General features: G+C 69.1%; 19 protein-coding genes. 14 read left to right on the forward strand and 5 right to left on the reverse strand.

The window, feature by feature from the left end; genetic code table 11:
• Positions 1-342: 342 nt before the first annotated feature.
• The 8 genes from FSYMDG_RS08340 to FSYMDG_RS29570 all read left to right on the forward strand — a co-directional run bounded on the left by FSYMDG_RS08340 (position 343) and on the right by FSYMDG_RS29570 (position 7435).
• On the forward strand, positions 343-1179 hold the full coding sequence (locus tag FSYMDG_RS08340) for a helix-turn-helix transcriptional regulator (RefSeq protein ID WP_013873119.1): 837 nt from the start codon (positions 343-345) through the stop codon (positions 1177-1179).
• Positions 1176-2600, forward strand: coding sequence for a Fe-S cluster assembly protein SufB (gene sufB, locus FSYMDG_RS08345; protein ID WP_013873120.1), 1425 nt, complete (start codon positions 1176-1178; stop codon positions 2598-2600). Before FSYMDG_RS08340 ends, sufB begins: the two co-directional genes overlap by 4 nt.
• Positions 2600-3877, forward strand: a complete 1278-nt coding sequence (gene sufD, locus FSYMDG_RS08350; protein WP_013873121.1) for a Fe-S cluster assembly protein SufD — start codon at positions 2600-2602, stop codon at positions 3875-3877. The genes sufB and sufD overlap by 1 nt, the downstream gene beginning before the upstream one ends.
• The gene (locus tag FSYMDG_RS08355) at positions 3877-4194 is read left to right on the forward strand and encodes a non-heme iron oxygenase ferredoxin subunit (protein ID WP_013873122.1); all 318 of its coding nucleotides are present in this window, start codon (positions 3877-3879) and stop codon (positions 4192-4194) included. Before sufD ends, FSYMDG_RS08355 begins: the two co-directional genes overlap by 1 nt.
• Before the next feature lie 118 nt (positions 4195-4312).
• A complete protein-coding gene (sufC, locus tag FSYMDG_RS08360; protein ID WP_013873123.1) occupies positions 4313-5092 on the forward strand; it encodes a Fe-S cluster assembly ATPase SufC in 780 nt (259 codons plus the stop codon).
• A 2-nt stretch (positions 5093-5094) separates the two neighbouring features.
• Positions 5095-6447, forward strand: coding sequence for a cysteine desulfurase (locus FSYMDG_RS08365; protein ID WP_013873124.1), 1353 nt, complete (start codon positions 5095-5097; stop codon positions 6445-6447).
• Complete coding sequence (gene sufU, locus FSYMDG_RS08370) at positions 6444-6905, forward strand: Fe-S cluster assembly sulfur transfer protein SufU (RefSeq protein ID WP_013873125.1); 462 nt, start codon at positions 6444-6446, stop codon at positions 6903-6905. The genes FSYMDG_RS08365 and sufU overlap by 4 nt, the downstream gene beginning before the upstream one ends.
• Positions 6902-7435: a metal-sulfur cluster assembly factor gene (locus FSYMDG_RS29570; RefSeq protein ID WP_013873126.1), complete on the forward strand. Its 534-nt coding sequence runs from the start codon at positions 6902-6904 to the stop codon at positions 7433-7435. The genes sufU and FSYMDG_RS29570 overlap by 4 nt, the downstream gene beginning before the upstream one ends.
• Before the next feature lie 120 nt (positions 7436-7555).
• Here FSYMDG_RS29570 and FSYMDG_RS08380 read toward each other — a convergent pair whose 3' ends face one another.
• A complete protein-coding gene (locus FSYMDG_RS08380) occupies positions 7556-8272 on the reverse strand; it encodes a Uma2 family endonuclease (RefSeq protein ID WP_013873127.1) in 717 nt (238 codons plus the stop codon).
• Positions 8273-8527: 255 nt separating this feature from the next.
• Between FSYMDG_RS08380 and FSYMDG_RS08385 the strand changes: the two genes are divergently transcribed.
• The 3 genes from FSYMDG_RS08385 to FSYMDG_RS24230 all read left to right on the forward strand — a co-directional run bounded on the left by FSYMDG_RS08385 (position 8528) and on the right by FSYMDG_RS24230 (position 10771).
• Entirely contained in the window at positions 8528-9484 is a 957-nt protein-coding gene (locus tag FSYMDG_RS08385; protein ID WP_013873128.1) for a zinc-binding dehydrogenase, read from the forward strand.
• 88 nt (positions 9485-9572) lie between these two features.
• The gene (locus FSYMDG_RS28160) at positions 9573-9863 is read left to right on the forward strand and encodes a transposase (RefSeq protein ID WP_043602641.1); all 291 of its coding nucleotides are present in this window, start codon (positions 9573-9575) and stop codon (positions 9861-9863) included.
• Positions 9864-9880: 17 nt separating this feature from the next.
• A complete protein-coding gene (locus FSYMDG_RS24230) occupies positions 9881-10771 on the forward strand; it encodes an IS3 family transposase (RefSeq protein WP_237703111.1) in 891 nt (296 codons plus the stop codon).
• 433 nt (positions 10772-11204) lie between these two features.
• Here FSYMDG_RS24230 and FSYMDG_RS08400 read toward each other — a convergent pair whose 3' ends face one another.
• On the reverse strand, positions 11205-12005 hold the full coding sequence (locus FSYMDG_RS08400; protein ID WP_083828461.1) for an excalibur calcium-binding domain-containing protein: 801 nt from the start codon (positions 12003-12005) through the stop codon (positions 11205-11207).
• Positions 12006-12539: 534 nt separating this feature from the next.
• Between FSYMDG_RS08400 and FSYMDG_RS08405 the strand changes: the two genes are divergently transcribed.
• The gene (locus FSYMDG_RS08405) at positions 12540-12797 is read left to right on the forward strand and encodes a hypothetical protein (RefSeq protein WP_013873130.1); all 258 of its coding nucleotides are present in this window, start codon (positions 12540-12542) and stop codon (positions 12795-12797) included.
• Here the strand turns inward: FSYMDG_RS08405 and FSYMDG_RS08410 are convergent.
• A protein-coding gene (locus FSYMDG_RS08410; protein ID WP_085948540.1) for an IS3 family transposase occupies positions 12777-13954 on the reverse strand; the annotation gives its coding sequence in 2 pieces (ribosomal slippage) (positions 12777-13693 and positions 13693-13954; 1179 coding nt in all). The genes FSYMDG_RS08405 and FSYMDG_RS08410 overlap by 21 nt on opposite strands.
• Before the next feature lie 137 nt (positions 13955-14091).
• Between FSYMDG_RS08410 and FSYMDG_RS25995 the strand changes: the two genes are divergently transcribed.
• Together FSYMDG_RS25995 and FSYMDG_RS08420 are read left to right on the forward strand one after the other, a co-directional pair.
• On the forward strand, positions 14092-14232 hold the full coding sequence (locus FSYMDG_RS25995) for a hypothetical protein (RefSeq protein WP_157490993.1): 141 nt from the start codon (positions 14092-14094) through the stop codon (positions 14230-14232).
• Between the two features lie 229 nt (positions 14233-14461).
• A complete protein-coding gene (locus tag FSYMDG_RS08420; protein WP_013873131.1) occupies positions 14462-15460 on the forward strand; it encodes a hypothetical protein in 999 nt (332 codons plus the stop codon).
• 109 nt (positions 15461-15569) lie between these two features.
• Here the strand turns inward: FSYMDG_RS08420 and rfbB are convergent, their stop codons facing one another.
• Together rfbB and FSYMDG_RS08430 are read right to left on the reverse strand one after the other, a co-directional pair.
• Entirely contained in the window at positions 15570-16571 is a 1002-nt protein-coding gene (rfbB, locus tag FSYMDG_RS08425; protein ID WP_013873132.1) for a dTDP-glucose 4,6-dehydratase, read from the reverse strand.
• A 174-nt stretch (positions 16572-16745) separates the two neighbouring features.
• Positions 16746-17630: a LysR substrate-binding domain-containing protein gene (locus FSYMDG_RS08430; protein ID WP_013873133.1), complete on the reverse strand. Its 885-nt coding sequence runs from the start codon at positions 17628-17630 to the stop codon at positions 16746-16748.
• Between the last annotated feature and the right edge of the window lie 123 nt (positions 17631-17753).

Consider the following 17753-nt stretch of genomic DNA (forward strand, 5'->3'; position numbering starts at 1 on the left):
AGCGCTGTGGTCGGCCTCGGTCACGGTCTCCGTCCGGGTCGCGTCGAGCCGGAGACGCATGCCGTCCCCGGCCACAGCCTGTCAGGAGTTGGTCTGTGAGATGGTCGATTCGCGCGATGACAGCCCGATGCGGGTGGTCTCCGTGTGGTATCGCCGCGGGCCGGCATGCCGCTGCCCGGAGCCGCCGACGGGTGTGGCGGATCAGACGCTCGCCCCAAGCGGACGCTCTTCGCCCAGCTCAGATGCCACGATGGTCGGGTACCTCGACAGATCACGTCGTACCGGTGGGCCGAGGGGTTAGACCCTCGGCGGGAAATAAGGCACAGTGGTGTTGTGAAAAGCATGCCCGACACCTCCAACGGTACGGCGGCCGATGGCCGGACCCGTGACCGTGTCGCGCGCCTGCTCCTGGAGCTCGGCCCCTCGACCGCGGTCACCCTTTCCGCACACCTCGGCCTGTCACCGGCGGCGATCCGCCGCCATCTGGACGCGATGCTCGCGGAAGGCACGATCACCACCCGGTCGGCTCGTAACCCGGGTCCGCGTGGCCGTGGCCGTCCGGCTCGGGTCTACCAGCTCACCGCCGCCGGCCACGCGGCCGGCCCGACCGCGTACGAGGATCTGGCCACCAGCGCGCTGAGTTTTCTCGCGGACGTCGCCGGCCAGGCGGTCGTCGCGGAGTTCGCCGAGGCGCGCGCCGCCGAGTTGGAGCGGCGGGTGCGGGCCGCGGTCGCCCAGGCCGATCCGGCCGACCGGCCGGCGGCGCTGGCGGCGGCGATGTCCGCCGCCGGCTACACCGCGAGCGCCTCGCAGCTGCCGACGGGCGTCCAGATCTGCCAGCACCACTGCCCCGTCCAGCATGTCGCCGAGCAGTTTCCCGAGCTCTGCGGCGCGGAGACCGCCGCGTTGTCGCGGCTGCTGGACTCCCACGTCCAGCGGCTCGCCACCATCGCCCATGGTGACGGGGTGTGCACGACGCATGTGCCGCTGGAGGCCCGGGAGTCCCAGCGGCCCGAGGACGACCACGATCGTGCCGCCCCGGCCTCCAGCGGGCCTACCGCCTCGGCCGGGTCCGCCACGTCGGCCGGGCCGGCCGTGTCCGCCGCGCCGCGGTCGGCCCCACCTGTTTCCACCCCCACCGCCACTTCTCTGACCTCCTCGGAGGGTCCTGTCATATGACCACAACTCCTGAGACCGAGATCGACAGTCGGCTCGAAGGACTGGGTTCCTACAAGTTCGGCTGGTCCGACACGGACGCGTACGCGGCGACCGCCGAGCGCGGGCTGTCCGAAGCGGTCGTCCTGGGCATCTCGGCCAAGAAGAGCGAACCGGAGTGGATGACCCAGCTCCGGCTCAAGGGTCTGAAGCTGTTCGGCCGCAAGCCCATGCCCACCTGGGGCGCGGACCTGTCCGGGATCGATTTCGACAACATCAAGTATTTTGTCCGTTCGACCGAGAAGCAGGCGGAGAGCTGGGACGACCTGCCGGCGGACATCCGCAACACCTACGACAAGCTCGGCATCCCCGAAGCCGAGAAGCAGCGTCTGGTCTCCGGCGTGGCGGCCCAGTACGAGAGCGAGGTCGTCTACCACAAGATTCGTGAGGATCTTGAGGAGCAGGGCGTCATCTTCCTCGACACCGACACCGGCCTGCGGGAGCACCCGGAGATATTCCAGGAGTACTTCGGCTCGGTCATCCCGGTCGGGGACAACAAGTTCGCCGCGCTGAACACCGCGGTGTGGTCCGGCGGTTCCTTCATCTACGTCCCGCCGGGTGTGCACGTGGAGATCCCGCTACAGGCGTACTTCCGCATCAACACCGAGAACATGGGCCAGTTCGAGCGGACCCTGATCATCGTGGACGAGGGTGCCTACGTCCACTACGTCGAGGGCTGCACCGCGCCGATCTACTCCTCGGACTCGCTGCACTCCGCGGTCGTGGAAATCGTCGTGAAGAAGAACGCCCGCTGCCGGTACACGACCATCCAGAACTGGTCGAACAACGTCTACAACCTGGTGACCAAGCGGGCCGCCTGCCAGGCCGGCGGCACCATGGAGTGGATCGACGGCAACATCGGTTCCAAGGTGACGATGAAGTACCCGGCGGTGTGGCTGCTCGGCGAGCAGGCCAAGGGCGAGGTGCTCTCGATCGCCTTCGCCGGCGCCGGCCAGCACCAGGACGCCGGCGCGAAGATGGTGCACGCGGCGCCGCGGACGTCGTCCACGATCGTGTCCAAGTCGGTGGCCCGCGGCGGCGGCCGCACCTCCTACCGCGGTCTGGTGCAGATCCAGGAGGGCGCGCACAACTCGCGGGCGACGGTGAAGTGCGACGCCCTGCTGGTCGACACGGTCAGCCGGTCGGACACCTACCCCTACGTCGACGTCCGGGAGGACGACGCCTCCATCGGGCACGAAGCCACCGTGTCCAAGGTCGGGGAGGACCAGCTCTTCTACCTGATGAGCCGCGGGCTGTCCGAGGACGAGGCGATGGCGATGGTGGTGCGCGGGTTCGTCGAGCCGATCGCCCGCGAGCTGCCGATGGAGTACGCCCTCGAGCTCAACCGACTGATCGAGCTGCAGATGGAAGGCGCGGTCGGCTGATGGTGACAGCTCCTGTCCACAACGGTTCTCCGGGTTCTCCGGGTTCTCCGAGTTCTCCGGACGGGTCGTCGGCCGCCACCGCGACCGTGCCGGTGCCGGCGGCGGGGTCGTCGACCGGCCTGCCGTTCGGCTCCCGGCCAGGGGTGGCCGCGGGCGCGCCGGACCGGCGGCCCGACAGCCGGCCGCAGCCGGTGCACTCCCGTGACCCACAGGCCCATCCCGTCCCGACCGGGCGTGAGGAGGAGTGGCGGTTCACCCCGCTGCGCCGCCTGCGCGGCCTGCTCGCCGGCCCGGAGGCGACCGACGCCGCCCTTGAGGTGAGCGTGCAGGCCCCGCCGCCGGTCACGGTAGAGCACGTCGGCCTTGACGACGCGCGTGTCGGGCGGGTGCTCACCCCGGTCGACCGGGTGTCGGCGTTCGCGATGACCCGGGCCGAGCGCGCCGTCGTGATCACTGTTCCCGCCGAGTCCGCGCCGGCCGAACCGGTGATCGTACGGCTGCACGGCGGCGGCGGGGTCGCCTACGGGCATCTGGTCGTCGAGGTCGGCGCGTTCGCGTCCGCCACGGTGGTGCTCGACCACACCGGGGCGGCCACGTTCGCCGGCAACGTCGAACTGTCGGTTGGTGACAGCGCGTCGCTGACGCTGGTGTCGTTGCAGGACTGGGACGCCGGCGCGGTACACGTGGCCGCGCACGCGGCCGCGGTCGGCCGGGACGCGCGGTTCCGCTCGTTCACCGTCACCCTTGGCGGTGATCTGGTGCGTCTGTCGCCCACGGTCACCTATGCCGGGCCCGGTGGGGACGCCGAGCTCTACGGGCTGTTCTTCACCGACGCCGGCCAGCACCAGGAGCACCGTCTGCTCGTCGACCACGGTCCGCGGTCGTGCCGCAGCCGGGTGGCCTACAAGGGCGCTCTGCAGGGCGACGGCGCGCACGCGGTGTGGATCGGTGATGTCGTGATCGGGGCGGACGCCGTGGGTACCGACACCTACGAGCTCAACCGCAACCTCGTCCTCACCGACGGCGCCCGGGCGGACTCGGTGCCGAACCTGGAGATCTCCACCGGGGAGGTCACCGGCGCCGGCCATGCCAGCGCGACCGGGCGGTTCGACGACGAGGCGCTGTTCTATCTGATGGCGCGGGGCATTCCGGCGGACGAGGCGCGGCGTCTGGTCGTCCGGGGCTTCTTCGCCGAGATCGTCGACCGGATCGAGATCGATTCGCTGCGGGAGCGGATCGCCGCGGCGGTCGAGGCTGAACTTGGCGGGGTCGTGTAGTGGGCGGTTTCCAGCGGGCGTGTGCCCTGTCCGACCTGAGCGAGGACATCCCGCTCGGGGTGGAGGTCGACGGGGAGCCGGTGTGCCTGGCGCTGGCGGGCGGGCAGGTCTACGCCGTCCGCGACGAGTGCTCGCACTCCGACGTCATGCTCTCCCAGGGCGAGATCGAGGACGCGAAGATCGAGTGCTGGCTGCACGGCTCGCAGTTCGACCTCAGCACAGGTGAGCCCCTTGGGCTGCCGGCGACCGAGCCGGTGCCCGTCTATCCCGTGAAGATCGACGGTGACGACGTTCTTGTGGACGTCGGGGAGTCATAGCGCACGGCGCGCAGCGCACGCCAGGGCACAGGCGCGGGTCCCGTGGGGCGGGTCCCGCGGCACGGGATCACGGTGCGCGGCGCGCGTCACAGATAGCGGTTGAGGAGACTGAACTAACGTGTCGACCCTTGAGATCCGTAACCTCCACGTCTCGGTGGAGACCGACTCCGCCGAGGGGAGGGAGATCCTGCGCGGCGTGGATCTGACGATCCGTCGCGGCGAGACCCATGCGATCATGGGGCCGAACGGCTCCGGCAAGTCGACGCTGGCGTATTCCATCGCAGGCCATCCCAAGTACACGATCACCGAGGGAACGGTGACGCTGGACGGCGTCGACGTCCTCGCGCAGAGCGTCGACGAGCGGGCCCGCGCCGGGATCTTCCTGGCCATGCAGTACCCCGTCGAGGTGCCCGGTGTGTCGGTGTCGAACTTCCTGCGCTCGTCGGTGACGGCCGTGCGCGGTGAGGCGCCCAAGCTGCGGACCTGGGTCAAGGAGGTCCGCGAGTCCATGGCGACGCTGGAGATGGACCCGGCGTTCGCCGAGCGCAGCGTCAACGAGGGCTTCTCCGGCGGTGAGAAGAAGCGCCACGAGATCCTGCAGATGGCCCTGCTCAAGCCGAAGATCGCGATTCTGGACGAGACCGACTCCGGCCTCGACGTGGACGCGCTGCGGATCGTCTCCGCCGGCATCGAGTCCGTCCGGTCGGCGGGGCAGACCGGCATCCTGCTGATCACCCACTACACCCGCATCCTGCGGTACGTGAAGCCGGAGTTCGTCCACGTGATGGCCGGCGGCCGCATCGTCGACTCCGGCGGCCCGGAGCTCGCGGCGGTCCTGGAGGACAGCGGCTACGACCGGTACGTGAAGACGACCGAGCCGGCCGGGACGGCGGCGTGACGATGACCGATACGGAGACCGACCCGAGGACCGGCGGCAGGCCTTCGCCCCTCCTCGCCGGGGTGGGCGGGCCGAGGTCCGGGTACGACGTCGAGCGGGTCCGCAAGGACTTCCCGATCCTGGCGCGGCGGGTGCACGACGACCGGCCGCTGGTCTACCTCGACAGCGCGGCGAGCTCGCAGAAGCCCACCCGCGTCCTCGACGCCGAGCGGGACTACTACGAGCTGCACAACGCCAACGTCCACCGCGGCATCCACACGCTTGCCGAGGAGGCCACCGCGCTGTACGAGAACGCCCGGGACAAGCTCGCGGCGTTCATTGGCGCCCCCCGGCGTGACGAGATCGTCTTCGCCAAGAACTCCTCCGAGGCGCTGAACCTCGTCGCCTACGCGATGAGCAACGCGGCGACGTCGGGCCCGGAGGCGGAGCGGTTCCGGCTCGGGCCCGGCGACGAGGTAGCCATCACCGAGATGGAGCACCACTCCAACCTGGTGCCGTGGCAGATGCTGTGCCGGCGGACCGGGGCGACGCTGCGCTGGATCGGCATCACCGACGACGGCCGCCTCGACCTTTCCAACCTCGACCAGGTGATCAACGAGCGGACGAAGCTGGTCTCGTTCGTGCACCAGTCGAACATTCTCGGCACGGTCAACCCGGTCGCGACGCTGGTCGCCCGGGCCCGCGAGGTCGGCGCGCTCGTCGTCCTCGACGGCTCCCAGTCCGTGCCGCACATGCCGGTCGACGTGGTCGCCCTCGACGTGGACTTCCTCGCCTTCACCGGCCACAAGATGTGCGGGCCGACCGGTATCGGCGTGCTGTGGGGTCGCGGCGAACTGCTGGCGGCCATGCCGCCGTTCCTCGGCGGCGGCGAGATGATCGAGCTCGTGACGATGGAGTCGTCGACCTACGCCGACCCGCCGCACCGGTTCGAGGCCGGCACGCCGATGATCGCCCAGGCGGTTGGTCTCGGCGCCGCCGTCGACTACCTGACCGATCTCGGCATGGACGCCATCGCCGCGCACGAGCACGACGTCACCGCCTACGCCCTCGAACAGCTGACCGCCGTACCCGGGCTGCGGATCATCGGGCCAACGGACGCGGTCGACCGGGGTGGGGCCGTCTCGTTCGTCCTGACCGGCTCCGACGGCCGGGCGCTGCATCCGCACGACGTCGGCCAGCTGCTCGACGAACTCGGCATCGCCGTCCGTGTGGGACAGCACTGTGCCCGCCCGGTCTGCCTGCGCTTCGGCGTTCCGGCCACGACCCGGGCGTCCTTCCACCTGTACTCGACCCGAAGTGAGGTCGGCGCGCTGGTGGAAGGTCTGGGGCACGTCGGGAGGTTCTTCGGAACGTGAAACTGGACTCCATGTACCAGGAGATCATCCTGGACCACTACCGCAACCCGCATCACCGCGGGCTGCGCGAACCGTTCGACGCCGAGGTTCACCACGTCAACCCGACCTGCGGCGACGAGGTGACCCTACGGGTCAGGGTCGCCGACGGTGTGGTGACGGACGTCTCCTACGAGAGCGAGGGCTGTTCGATCAGCCAGGCGTCCGCGAGCGTCATGACCGACCTTGTGATCGGCAGGTCCGTGGCCGACGCGCTCGGACTGGAACGGGAGTTCCTGGCGCTGATGCAGTCCCGCGGCACCATGGAGCCGGACGAGGACGTGCTGGAGGACGCGGTCGCCTTCGCGGGCGTGTCAAAGTATCCGGCCAGGGTCAAGTGCGCCCTGCTGTCATGGATGGCCTGGAAGGACGCGACCGCGCAGGCCGTGGGCGGCATCCCGGAACAGGAGACGGACCGATGAGCGAAACCACCACGCTGGCTGGCCAGGAGACGACCGGTAGCGACCCGGCGGCGGCGCGAGCCACGGCCACCGCTGCCGGCGACCCGGCCGCCACCGGCGCGGCGGCTCCCGGCGAGGCAGCCGCTGCCGACGGGACGGCCGCCGGTGGCGGGCAGGGCGCTGGCGGCGGGACGGCCGCCGGAGGGGTGGCCGCCGGTGCTGCCGTCGACAAGGCCGCTCTCGACGACGTCGAGGAGGCCATGCGCGACGTCGTGGACCCCGAGCTCGGCATCAACGTCGTCGACTTGGGCCTGGTCTACGGGATCAACATCCACGACGACAACACCGTGACCCTGGACATGACGCTGACGTCGGCGGCGTGCCCGCTGACGGACGTGATCGAGGACCAGACCCGCTCCGCCCTGACCGACGGGCCGGACGCGCTGGTCAATGACGTGACCATCAACTGGGTCTGGATGCCGCCGTGGGGCCCCGACAAGATCACCGATGACGGCCGCGAGCAGTTGCGCGCCCTCGGCTTCAACGTCTGACCCACGGCTCCGGCCATGCCGGGCGATGAATACGATGCCCTCACGGAATACGGTGCCCTCAGACGGAACCGCCGGAAGTGTCTGCTTCACTACCGGCGGTTCCGTTTTTCCGCTTTTCCGTCAGGCCGGCAGGGCTGCGGGGGAGAAGCTGACCGGAAACGGTCTCTCCACCTTGCATGTCGCCGAGCCCTCGACCCGCGTGACCCGCTCGTACCGGCCTGCTGTCAGCTCAAAGACGGAGATCTCCGGGATATCGGGATCGATAATCCAGTATGACGGGATGCCGGATCTCTCGTACTCGTCGAACTTTTCCTTCCGGTCGTACCCGCGTCCATATCGGGACAGGACCTCGACCACGAGAACCGGGATTTTGGCCTGGGCGTGCGGCATGACGACGATATCGGGTTGAAGGACACGCCCACGCGGCAGAGCGACGTCGAAAGGGGCGGGAAGCGTCCGCGCGGTACCGGTCTGGGCGCCGACGAGAATGGCCAGCAGGTGCGCCACCACGAGCTGGTGAGTGAAGCCGGGGGACGGGCTCACCGCGATCGTCCCGTCAAGTAGCTCGTATCGCCTGCCGTCCTCGGGCGTCTGGCGCAGGTCGTCCGCGGTGAAGCCGTCCGGGTGACGGGAGCGGAAGAAGGTAATCCCGTCGCGGGTCTCGACCGCGCCGATGCCGAACGGCCAGCGCCGCAGGTCGGCATCGGTGAGTGGTTCGTGAGGAAGGCCGACGAACCGGGACCGTGCCCATGCCTCCTCGTCCGGGGGAGCTCCGTTTCCGGAGAGTTCGGCCGGTGGGGACGTCGACGGATCATCTTTCACCATCACCCTGGTCATGCTGCTACTCCTCCGGACGTCGGGACAGCGTATTTGCTGTAAAGCATAAGCTGGAAAGTAGCCGCCTTGCTGCGGTAAGTAGTCAATTTAGCTGGCTAATCGATGGCATCTAATCGATGGCATCTGTAGGTCGAGGTCGTCGGGCCTGTGTTCCAGGGCGCGGAAACGGCGCTTGACCTGAACCAAGGGTGAGGTTGTGGGCTTGGCTGCGGGGGATGTGTGCTCCGGGAACGTGAGCTGATCGGGAGGAGTCCTGTGCGCGCGGTGTGGTTGAAGGGGTTCGGCGGGCCGGAGGTGCTGGTCGCGGGCGACGCCCCGGACCCGGTGGCCGGGCCCGGGCAGGCGCTGATCGAGGTGGCGTTCGCCAACATCACCTTCGTGGACACCCAGTTCCGGGCCAACGGCGCCGGACCGTACCCGGCGAAGCTGCCGATGATCCTGGGTAACGGCGTGGGTGGTGTGGTCACGGCGGTCGGCGCGGACGTCGACAAGGCCCTGGTCGGCAGGCGGGTGGTCAGCGCTACCGGCGGTTCCGGTGGCTATGCCGAGCGCGCGGTGGTAGATGCCGGCGGCCTCGTCGAGGTCCCCGACAGCCTCGGTCTTGACAGCGCGGTGGCGCTGATGGCCGATGGATGCACGGCGGTGATGCTGATCCGCATGGCCGGCCTACGTGGCGGGGAACGGGTTCTGGTCGAGGCGGCGGCTGGCGGCGTCGGCACGTTGCTCGTTCAGCTCGCGCGGGCGGCCGGCGCCCGAGTCGTCGCGGCAGCCGGCGGGAGACGCAAGGTCGAACTGGCCCGCGAGCTGGGCGCCGAGGCGACGGTCGACTACCGGGAGCCCGGGTGGGACAAACGTGTCCGGGAGGCCGTCGGCGGGGTGGACGTCGTCTTCGACGGAGTCGGCGGCACCATCGGCCGATCAGCGTTCGACCTGCTCGACCGCGGCGGCCAAATGGTCGTTTTCGGTCTCGCGAGCGGCGCATGGACGGACATCCCCGACGAGACCGCCGCGGATCGCGCGGTGACGCTGATACGGCCGCGGCCGACGCCGGAGGAGCTACGCGAGTTCGTCGAAACCGCACTGGCGGAGGCGGCGGCCGGCCGCCTGCGCCCAGTGATCGGCCAACGCTTCCCCCTGGAACGAGCAGCCGACGCACACACAGCCGTCCAGTCCCGAGCCACCATCGGCAAGACCCTCCTGGAAGTGCGGTGACACACCCCTCGTTTTCAAGATCTGCTGGAGTGATCCCGCTTCCGTGGACAGCGAACCTGAGGTTCGCTGTCCATAGGGAAGGAGCGTCATGGGGTCAGCTCGCCGGAAGTTCACCCAGGAGTACAAATCCGAGGCAGTAAGGTTGGTGCTCGACTCGGGCCGGTCGGTGACCGAGGTCGCGAAGAGTCTGGGTATCCACGAGACCACGTTGGGAAACTGGGTGAAGAAGGCGAAGGAGAACGGCGAGACCGAGGAGCGGCCGCTGTCGGTGTCGGAGCGCGCGGAACTTGAGGAGCTCCGGAAGAAGTACGCGCAGGCGCAGATGGACATCGCCTTCCTAAAAAAAGCGGCGAGCTTCTTCGCGAGCGAGCAGAAGTAAAGTTCGAGTTCATCTCGATACACGCTCCGAAGAAGCCTGTGTCCGCCGACGGCGCGAACACCTTTCCCGTCGACTACATGTGCAAGAAACTCGACCTGTCCCGACAGGGCTACTATGCGTGGAAGAAACGCGGCCCGTCTCGGAGGGAGAAGGACGACGCCACCTTGTCGACCATGATCAGAGCTGTTTTCGACCGTCACGAGGGGCGGTACGGCGTGCGGCGGATCTTCCACGAGATCCGCCGCCAGGGCGTCGCCGTCGCCTACAAGCGGGTCCAGCGGCTGATGGCGACGATGGGCCTGGTCAGCGTGCATCCGCGTCCCCGCCGGCCGGTGACGACGGTGCAGGCCGCGGACTCCTCATCGCTGCCTGATCTTGTCGGCCAAGACTTCGCCGCGTCCGCACCGAACCAGTTGTGGTACGGCGACATAACATATATTCGCACCTGGGATGGCTGGGTGTACATGGCCTCCGTCATCGACGCGTTCTCTCGGAAGATCGTCGGCTGGGCGGTCGCCGATCACATGCGCACCGAACTCGTTCTCGACGCGCTTCGTATGGCCGTCACCCGCCGGCGGCCACCCGGCGGCGTCATATTCCACGCCGACCGAGGCGGTCAGTACACCAGCCGTGAGTTCGTCGCCTTCTGTCGCGACAACAACGTCCGAAACTCCGTCGGCCGTACCGGGATCTGTTTCGACAACGCCGCGGCGGAGTCCTTCTGGGCCACCCTCAAGAAGGAGTTCGTCCACCTCCACCCGTTCGATACCATAGACCGCGTCCGGGCGGGGATCTTCGAATATGTCGAGATCTACTACAACCGGCAGCGGTTGCACTCCTCGATCGGCTATCTCACGCCTGTCGAGTTCGAGGAAGAATTTGACGGACAAACACTTCGTGCTGCATAGTTAGGACTGTCCACGAAAGTGGGAACCCTCCACTGCCGCAGGCGTCTGCGCAGCGTTCAGCGCGGCATACTCAGCGGCACGCTCAAAGGAGAGCCGCCCACTCCCCAGAGCCAGACCCTCCTCTCCGCGCCGCGTACCTGTTCTGATCTTTCCTGTGGCAGCATCTGATCCGGATCTACCGGACGCACTCTCCGCGCCCCTACCCTCTGGAGACCACCTGCCCCGAACACGCGACGGGCAGCCGGGGCACGATCCTCTAAGGTAAGGATCATGGCTGTGACCTGGGGCTCTGCACTACCGCCGGATCGCTGTAAAACCCCCCACCAGCCAGCCCCGCAAACACCCCACGACCTGCGCGTTTACCTTCGGGTCCGTGATCATCCCTGGAGGGATTGAAACGTGTCGACCTGGGACGCGAACGCGCTCAGGTCAGTCAGGTGTCCTCACAAGCGACGCCGTCGTTGTTGCGGTCGAGGGCAGCCCGGTATCCGGGCTCACCACGATGGATCGGCGCTGCGCCGGCCGCGCGCGCCGCGTCGCAGTTCCTGTAGTAGACGCCGCTGGCTGTCGTAGCCGGTGCCGGAGCGGGTGCCGGCGGCCTAGGCGTGGTTGACGCTGGCCGCGGGGCGGTCGTGGTTCTCGCCGGTGTGGTCGCGGCCGGCGCCGTAGCTGTTGCCTGCGGACCGGGGGCCGTGGTCACCGGCGCGGCGGTCGCGACCGTGCCGCCGACCCGGCGTGCCAGTTCCTGCCAGCGTTCGTCCCCGTTGTCGAGGGCGTTGGTCGTCCGCTCCCACAGCACGGTGAGGGCGACGGTGCCTCCGCCGGTCCAGATCTTGTCGCACCACTGGGCGGCATCGGCATAGTAGCCGGCGCCGACGTGGAACACCTGCTGGGCCTCGGCGTCCGGAGCGGCTGGGTAGCCGCGGGCGGTCTGTGCCAGGGTGGCGAGGGTCTGGCATGCCGGCCGCAGGGAGGTGCCGTCATGGGCGGCGATGTGCTGGCGGACGGCCGCGGCCGATGCGGCGATCTGCCCGCGCAGATCGGCGGTGCCGTCGTACCAGGTGCCGGCCGCGGCGGGGCTGGCCGGTGGGCTGGTGGCGGCCGTCGTGCTGGCCGCGGCGGCCGTCGGCTTCTCGCTGTCGCCTCCGGCCGAGGCGATCGCACCGATGATGACCAGGATGGCGAACGTCCCGATCAGGCAGCCGCAGCCCTGCCGCTTTTCCTGCGGGCTCATCTCGTCCCACCGCCGCCGTCGTGCCATGGCCGCCCCCCGTGTTGCTCAATGACGTTGCGCATCATGCCGCATCACAGGGCATACAGAATCATCGGGGGCCACGACGCATACCGGCCCCCGCGGTGGAGGGGTGCGGCGAGGGCTCGGGGTCTGTGGGCGGTTCGGGGATGGAGTCGGGAATTGCCGCGTTTGTCGCGCTGTAGGGGACGATTCACAGCAGCCTGCCAGCGCGCCTGGGCATGTCGTTTTCTCGGTGGGTGGCGCTGGGGGAGGTGTCGGCAAGTTAGCGCGGGGGCGTGTGGGGTGGAGGGCGGGCCTATCGTGGAAATATGACGATCACTACTGAGCTGGAGTCCGAGACAGCCCGTTGGCAGACGTCTGTGTACGGGGTTGGCAGCGTTAGCGGAACTGGTGAGGCCGGCGGGGCCGGTGGGGGCGTGCGGCTGGCCGGGCGGGAAGTCGAGGGCTGGCAGGGGCGTCCGGATGCCCTGCGCTCGTCCCCCCTTGTCGGTCCCGGCGGGGTCGAGGTCGCGGGTGGGGCCGGCTGCCGCCGGTGCTGTTCGGTCGGCTGTGCTGCGTTGGTGGGCTGTCGTTCTTGCCGTCGGGACCGTTGTCGCCACGATGATCGAACCGGTTCCCGATGGCCCGCAGGCGGTGGAGCGGACGCCGGTCCTGATCGGGGTCATCGGTGATGTCACCCTGGTGCTGCTGTTCGTGGCTTTTGAGGTGCTGCCCATTCTACGGACACGCGATAACTGGACTATATCAGCTTTACGCCGCCTCTGGTATTGATGTCCGACTCGTCAGGTAGAGACGTTCGACGTGTTCCGGGGTGTGGTAGCCGAGGGTGGAGTGGAGTCGCTGCCGGTTGTAGAAGACTTCGATGTACTCGGCGATCGCACTGCGGGCGGCACGACGGGTTAGGTAAATTTCCCGATAGACGAGTTCGTTTTTCAGGGTGCCAAAGAAGGATTCGGCGGCGGAGTTGTCCCAGCACACTCCGGTGGCGCCTACGGAAGGTCGCACGCCGTGTCGTGCCAGCGTGCGATGGTAGGCGTCGGACGTGTATTGCGTACCGCGATCCGAGTGAAAAACCGCGTTCGGTGCAAGGGTGGTGCGGGACGCGGCCATGGTGAATGCGTCGACGACGAGTTCGGTCCGCATGTGACTGGCCATCGACCAGCCGAGAACCTTCCGTGAATAGCAGTCGATGACCGTGGCGAGATACAGCCAGCCTTCGCCGGTACGGACATAGGTGATGTCACCGACGAGCTTGGCCCCGGGGCGGGTGGCGGTGAAGTCGCGGCGGACGTGGTCGGTGGGCACCGGCGCCTGGCCGGGGATCGTGGTGCGGCGGTAGGCCCTGGGCTGGCAGGCCTTCAGCCCTGCTCGGCGCATGATCCGTCGGGCGAGGCGGACCGAGGTGGGCTGGCCCGACGCGGTCAGAGCGGCGGCGATCCGCCGCGCGCCGTAGGTCTGGCGCGAGGCGGCGAACAACGCCCGCACCTGGGTGTCCAGGGTGGTGTGCCGGCGGGTCCGGGACGACACCGGTCGCTGGTACCAGTCGTAGAAACCGGACGTCGACACCACGAGCCACTGGCACATTTTGCGTATCGGGTAGTTGTCCTTCTCCGCGGCGATCAGCTCGAACTTATCGATCACTGATGGCGTTGCGCGAAGAAGGCTGCCGCTTTTGAGAGGAACTCGCGCTCCATCCGGAGTTCCCGGTTCTCCTTCTCCAGCTCCCGTAGCCGGGCACGCTCGGACATCGACAGCGGTTCTTCTTCGCCTTGGTGGGCCCGACGCCAGGTGGCCACCCAGCTCCCCAGGGTTCCCTCGTTGATACCGAGGTCCTTCGCGATCGCCGATACCGGCCGACCCGAATCGATGACGAGTTTCACTGCCTCGTCCTTGTACTCGGGCGTGAACCGCCTCCGGGACTCAGTCATCAATCTCCTCCGCTCACGGATCAATTATCCCGCATAGGGATCACTGTCCGAAGAACGGGGACCACCTCACTTTCGTCGCGCTGCTTGCCGGCCGTCGCTGGGGGCTCGGGGCGGCGACCTACGCGGGCGCCGGGCTTGTGGCGCTCTCGGCGCTGTGCCCGGCCTCGGGCCATCATGATGTGGCGGCCTGGTGGTTCGCGCAGCTCGCGATCAGCGTCGGCCTGTTCGCGGGCTCCCTCGTGCTGCGTTCTCGGGCGAGCGCGCCAGCCCACCCCTGAGGATCGCCGCGCCGAGGGGGAGCGCGCCGGGGAGAGCGTGTCGGGGTGGGACGGAGAACACACCTGGCCCGAGACAGACCCCCCTGTATACGCACGGCGAGCGTCTCGTGTCGCTACGGTTATATGTACAGATCGTAGCGACACGGGGAGTAAGCATGCTCAATCAACGGCACGATCAGCGAAGATGGCCCGACACTGGCCAGAGGCCCAGGTCAGGGAGGTCATCACGGTGGACACAGCGGCCCCGAGCCGACGGCAGCTCGCCGTTCTGGCCGCTCTCGCCGCTGGCGGCGCAGTGACGATGTCGCCGTTCGTCGACGAGTTGGCGGACGCCGACACGCGCTTCCGAGTACTGGTCTCCGAGTACGAGGACATTCCGCTGACCGAATCCCTGCCGCGACTGGACGCGCTCTACGCGGAGGTCGTCCGCCTGTCCGAGCGTCGGGTGGCCCCGGTGCAGCGCCGGGCTGCCGGTGCCACCCTGGCCCATGTCGAGGCGTTGCGCGCCGACGCGCTGTTCAACACCGACCGGATCGACCAGGCCCGGCGGCTCGCCGAGGCCGCCTACCGGCACGGCCGGTCCGCCGGCGACGCGTTAGCCGTCGGCTACGCCCGGAAGATCGCCGGAATGATCGAGCTGTACGAGGAGCATCCGGAGTCGGCGTTGCGGCTCGCCGTGGACGGTCAGCGCCAGGCCAACGGCACCCCGGTTGCCATCGCCGCGCTCGCGCTGCAGGCGCGGGCGGTCGCGGTCCTGCCCGGCGGGCGTCCCGACGAGGTGGCCAGGATCGCGGACCGGGCGATCGGCCAGGCGTTCTCGCTGCCGGCCGAGCAGCGGGGGACTCCTGGCGGGGAGGATCCCGGTGCCGTCCACCCGGTGGAGGTCGCCTACCACGGGCTGATCGCCGCCGCGGCGGCCGGTGACCACGGCGCCGCCACGGACTACGCCGACGTCGCCCTGCCCGCGCTGACTGCGATGGACCGGCCGGGATTCGTCGCGGTCGCGCTCGCCCATCTGGCCGTCGCCGACGCCCGCCGTGGCGACGTGGAATCCGCGCTCGACCGGGCCGGCACCGCCTTCGACCTGGCGCCTCGCCCGTTCCGGGCGGTGGGCCGTCCGCTGGCGGCGACCCTGCTCGCGCTGCGGGCCGGCCACGCGAACGCGGACGGCGTCCGGTCCTTCCTCGCCCGGGCCCGCGCCTGGAAACAGGCCGGGAGCACGATCTGACGCTGTTGATTGTGGACGGCCGTCCCGCGGCGGGCCCGGCATCCGGACCTGCCGGGAGAGCCGCACCCCGGCTCTCCCACGCCTGGCCCGGCCGGGGCTGTGGGCGGGGTCAGCGCCAGGCGGTCTCCGAGACGGGGGAGCGGCCGATCAGCGGCCGCCACCACGCCTCGTTGTCGCGGTACCAGGCGACGGTTGCCCGCATCCCGTCGGCAAAGCCGATCTCGGGCGCCCAGCCGAGTTCGGTGCGCAGCCTGGTCGAGTCGAGCAGGTAGCGCCGGTCGTGGGACGGGCGGTCCGGCACGATCGTCTTCAGCGACTCCGGCAGGCCCAGCTCGGCGAGGATGGTGTTGGCGATGGTCTCGATGTCGGCCTCGACACCGCTGCCGACGTGGTAGGTCTCGCCGAGCCGGCCCCGTTCCAGCACCGCGTCGATCGCCCGGCAGTGGTCGGCGACGTGCAGCCACTCGCGGCGGTTGCGCACCGACGCGTACAGGGGCAGGTTCTCGCCCTGCAGGGCTCGGGTGACGAACAGCGGGATGACCTTCTCCGGGAACTGGTACGGCCCGTAGTTGTTCGAGCAGTTCGTGATCGTCACCGGCAGGTCGTAGGTCAGGCCGTAGGCGCGTACCGCGTGGTCGCCACCGGCCTTGGCCGCGTTGTACGGCGTCCGCGGCAGGTACGGGGAGTCCTCGGTGAACGCGCCGGGGTCGTCGAGGTCCATGTCGCCGTAGACCTCGCAGGTCGAGATCTGGTGGAAGCGGGCCACCCCGACCGTGCGGGCCGCCTCCAGCAGCGTCTGGGTGCCGATGACGTTGGTGGAGAAGAAGTCGCCGGGACGGATGATCGCCAGGCTGTTGTGCGACTCGGCGGCGAAGTTGACCACCACGTCGACCTTGTGCTCCCGCAGCAGCGACTCGACGAGCCCGCGGTCCCGGATGTCCCCGTGCACGAACGTGATCTCCGCCAGCACGTCGGCGAGGTTGTCCCGGCAGCCGGCGTAGGTCAGCGCGTCCAGCGCGACCACCTGGTCCCGGGGGTGCCGCTCACGCCAGTAGCGGACGAAGTTCGACCCGATGAACCCGGCGGCTCCGGTGACCAGCAGCGTCGACATGGGTGGCGCGTCCCCTTTCGGAAGAGATCGGGATCGGCGGCATCGGCGTTCCGATCCGGGCCAGCCTCTCACGGCCGGGTGACGCCGATCGTCGCCGCCCGCCGGTCGGGGCGCCGTCGCGGCGAGCGGCGGCCGGCGGCGACACCGGCTCAGGACGCCGGGCCAGGATGCCGGTCAGTCGGAGGACGGTGTGCGGGGACGTTCGTCCAGCGCCGTGCGCACCGCGTTGCCGATCAGATGTGTCAGCCGGGGATGGGCGCTGCGGCGAGCGCGGACATGGAGTGGTTCGGGGTCGACCGGTGGCAGATCGTCACGACGTTCCAGTCCCTGCGGCACCGCCCCGACATCGGCGAGCAGCGCGACACCGACGCCGGCGCGGACCGCGTGCAGCACGCCGGCGAGGTATCCGGCCTCACCGACGACCGAGGCTGTGCGCCCGGCCCGGGCCAGCACCCGTAACGCTTGGCTACGGATGGTGCACGGATCGTCGATGGCCACCAGTGGCAGCGGCCGTTCCGGCGGGGGCGCCGCCCAGTCGGTGGCCGCGAACCAGGCCAGCGGCAGCTGGCCGGCGGGACGGGCCGTGGCGGCGTTCCCCTCCCCGATGAGCACGGCGACGTCGATGCTGCCCCGGTCGAGTGCCTCGTTGATGCGGGCTCCCCGGTCGAGCCGGAACCTGACCTGGACGTCGGGGAACTCCGTGGTGAGCGCGGACATCACCAGCGGGAGCAGATGGTCGGCGGCGTGTTCGGTCGACCCGATGGTGATGGTCGACTGGCCCGCCAGCACCGCGTCCACGCCCAGTTGTTCGAGCGCGTCGTCGTGCAGGGTGAGGATCCGTCGCCCCACGGCGACGAGTAGTTCACCATCAGGGGTGAAGCGTGTGCCGCGGCCGTCCGGGGTGACCAGCGGCCGGCCGACCGCTTTCTCCAGGCGGCGCACATGCTGGCTCACCGCCGACTGCGAGATACACAACGCCTCCGCGGCACGGCGGAAGCCGCCGTAGTCGGCGATCGCCGTGAGGCTGCGCAGGGCCGTGAGGTCCAGTACGGGGGGCACAGCGCACGATAGCGCGACTGATTTCATTTCGTAATAGGTCTGATCGTGGATCCGCGTTGGACATCCACGGGAAACGGCACCATTCTGATGGCCATGGTCAGGAAACGGGGTGTGCGGCAGCAC

This window comes from Candidatus Protofrankia datiscae (genome assembly GCF_000177615.2).
GTDB classification, from domain to species: domain Bacteria; phylum Actinomycetota; class Actinomycetes; order Frankiales; family Frankiaceae; genus Protofrankia; species Protofrankia coriariae.

What these genes read in the sequence shown, in the direction of transcription:
- FSYMDG_RS08340 (WP_013873119.1), top strand. Translation starts at nt 343, where the DNA reads ATGCCCGACACCTCCAACGGTACGGCGGCCGATGGCCGGACCCGTGAC.
- sufB (WP_013873120.1), top strand. Translation starts at nt 1,176, where the DNA reads ATGACCACAACTCCTGAGACCGAGATCGACAGTCGGCTCGAAGGACTG.
- sufD (WP_013873121.1), top strand. Translation starts at nt 2,600, where the DNA reads ATGGTGACAGCTCCTGTCCACAACGGTTCTCCGGGTTCTCCGGGTTCT.
- FSYMDG_RS08365 (WP_013873124.1), top strand. Translation starts at nt 5,095, where the DNA reads ATGACCGATACGGAGACCGACCCGAGGACCGGCGGCAGGCCTTCGCCC.
- FSYMDG_RS29570 (WP_013873126.1), top strand. Translation starts at nt 6,902, where the DNA reads ATGAGCGAAACCACCACGCTGGCTGGCCAGGAGACGACCGGTAGCGAC.
- FSYMDG_RS08380 (WP_013873127.1), bottom strand. Translation starts at nt 8,272, where the DNA reads ATGACCAGGGTGATGGTGAAAGATGATCCGTCGACGTCCCCACCGGCC.
- FSYMDG_RS28160 (WP_043602641.1), top strand. Translation starts at nt 9,573, where the DNA reads ATGGGGTCAGCTCGCCGGAAGTTCACCCAGGAGTACAAATCCGAGGCA.
- FSYMDG_RS08400 (WP_083828461.1), bottom strand. Translation starts at nt 12,005, where the DNA reads ATGAGCCCGCAGGAAAAGCGGCAGGGCTGCGGCTGCCTGATCGGGACG.
- rfbB (WP_013873132.1), bottom strand. Translation starts at nt 16,571, where the DNA reads ATGTCGACGCTGCTGGTCACCGGAGCCGCCGGGTTCATCGGGTCGAAC.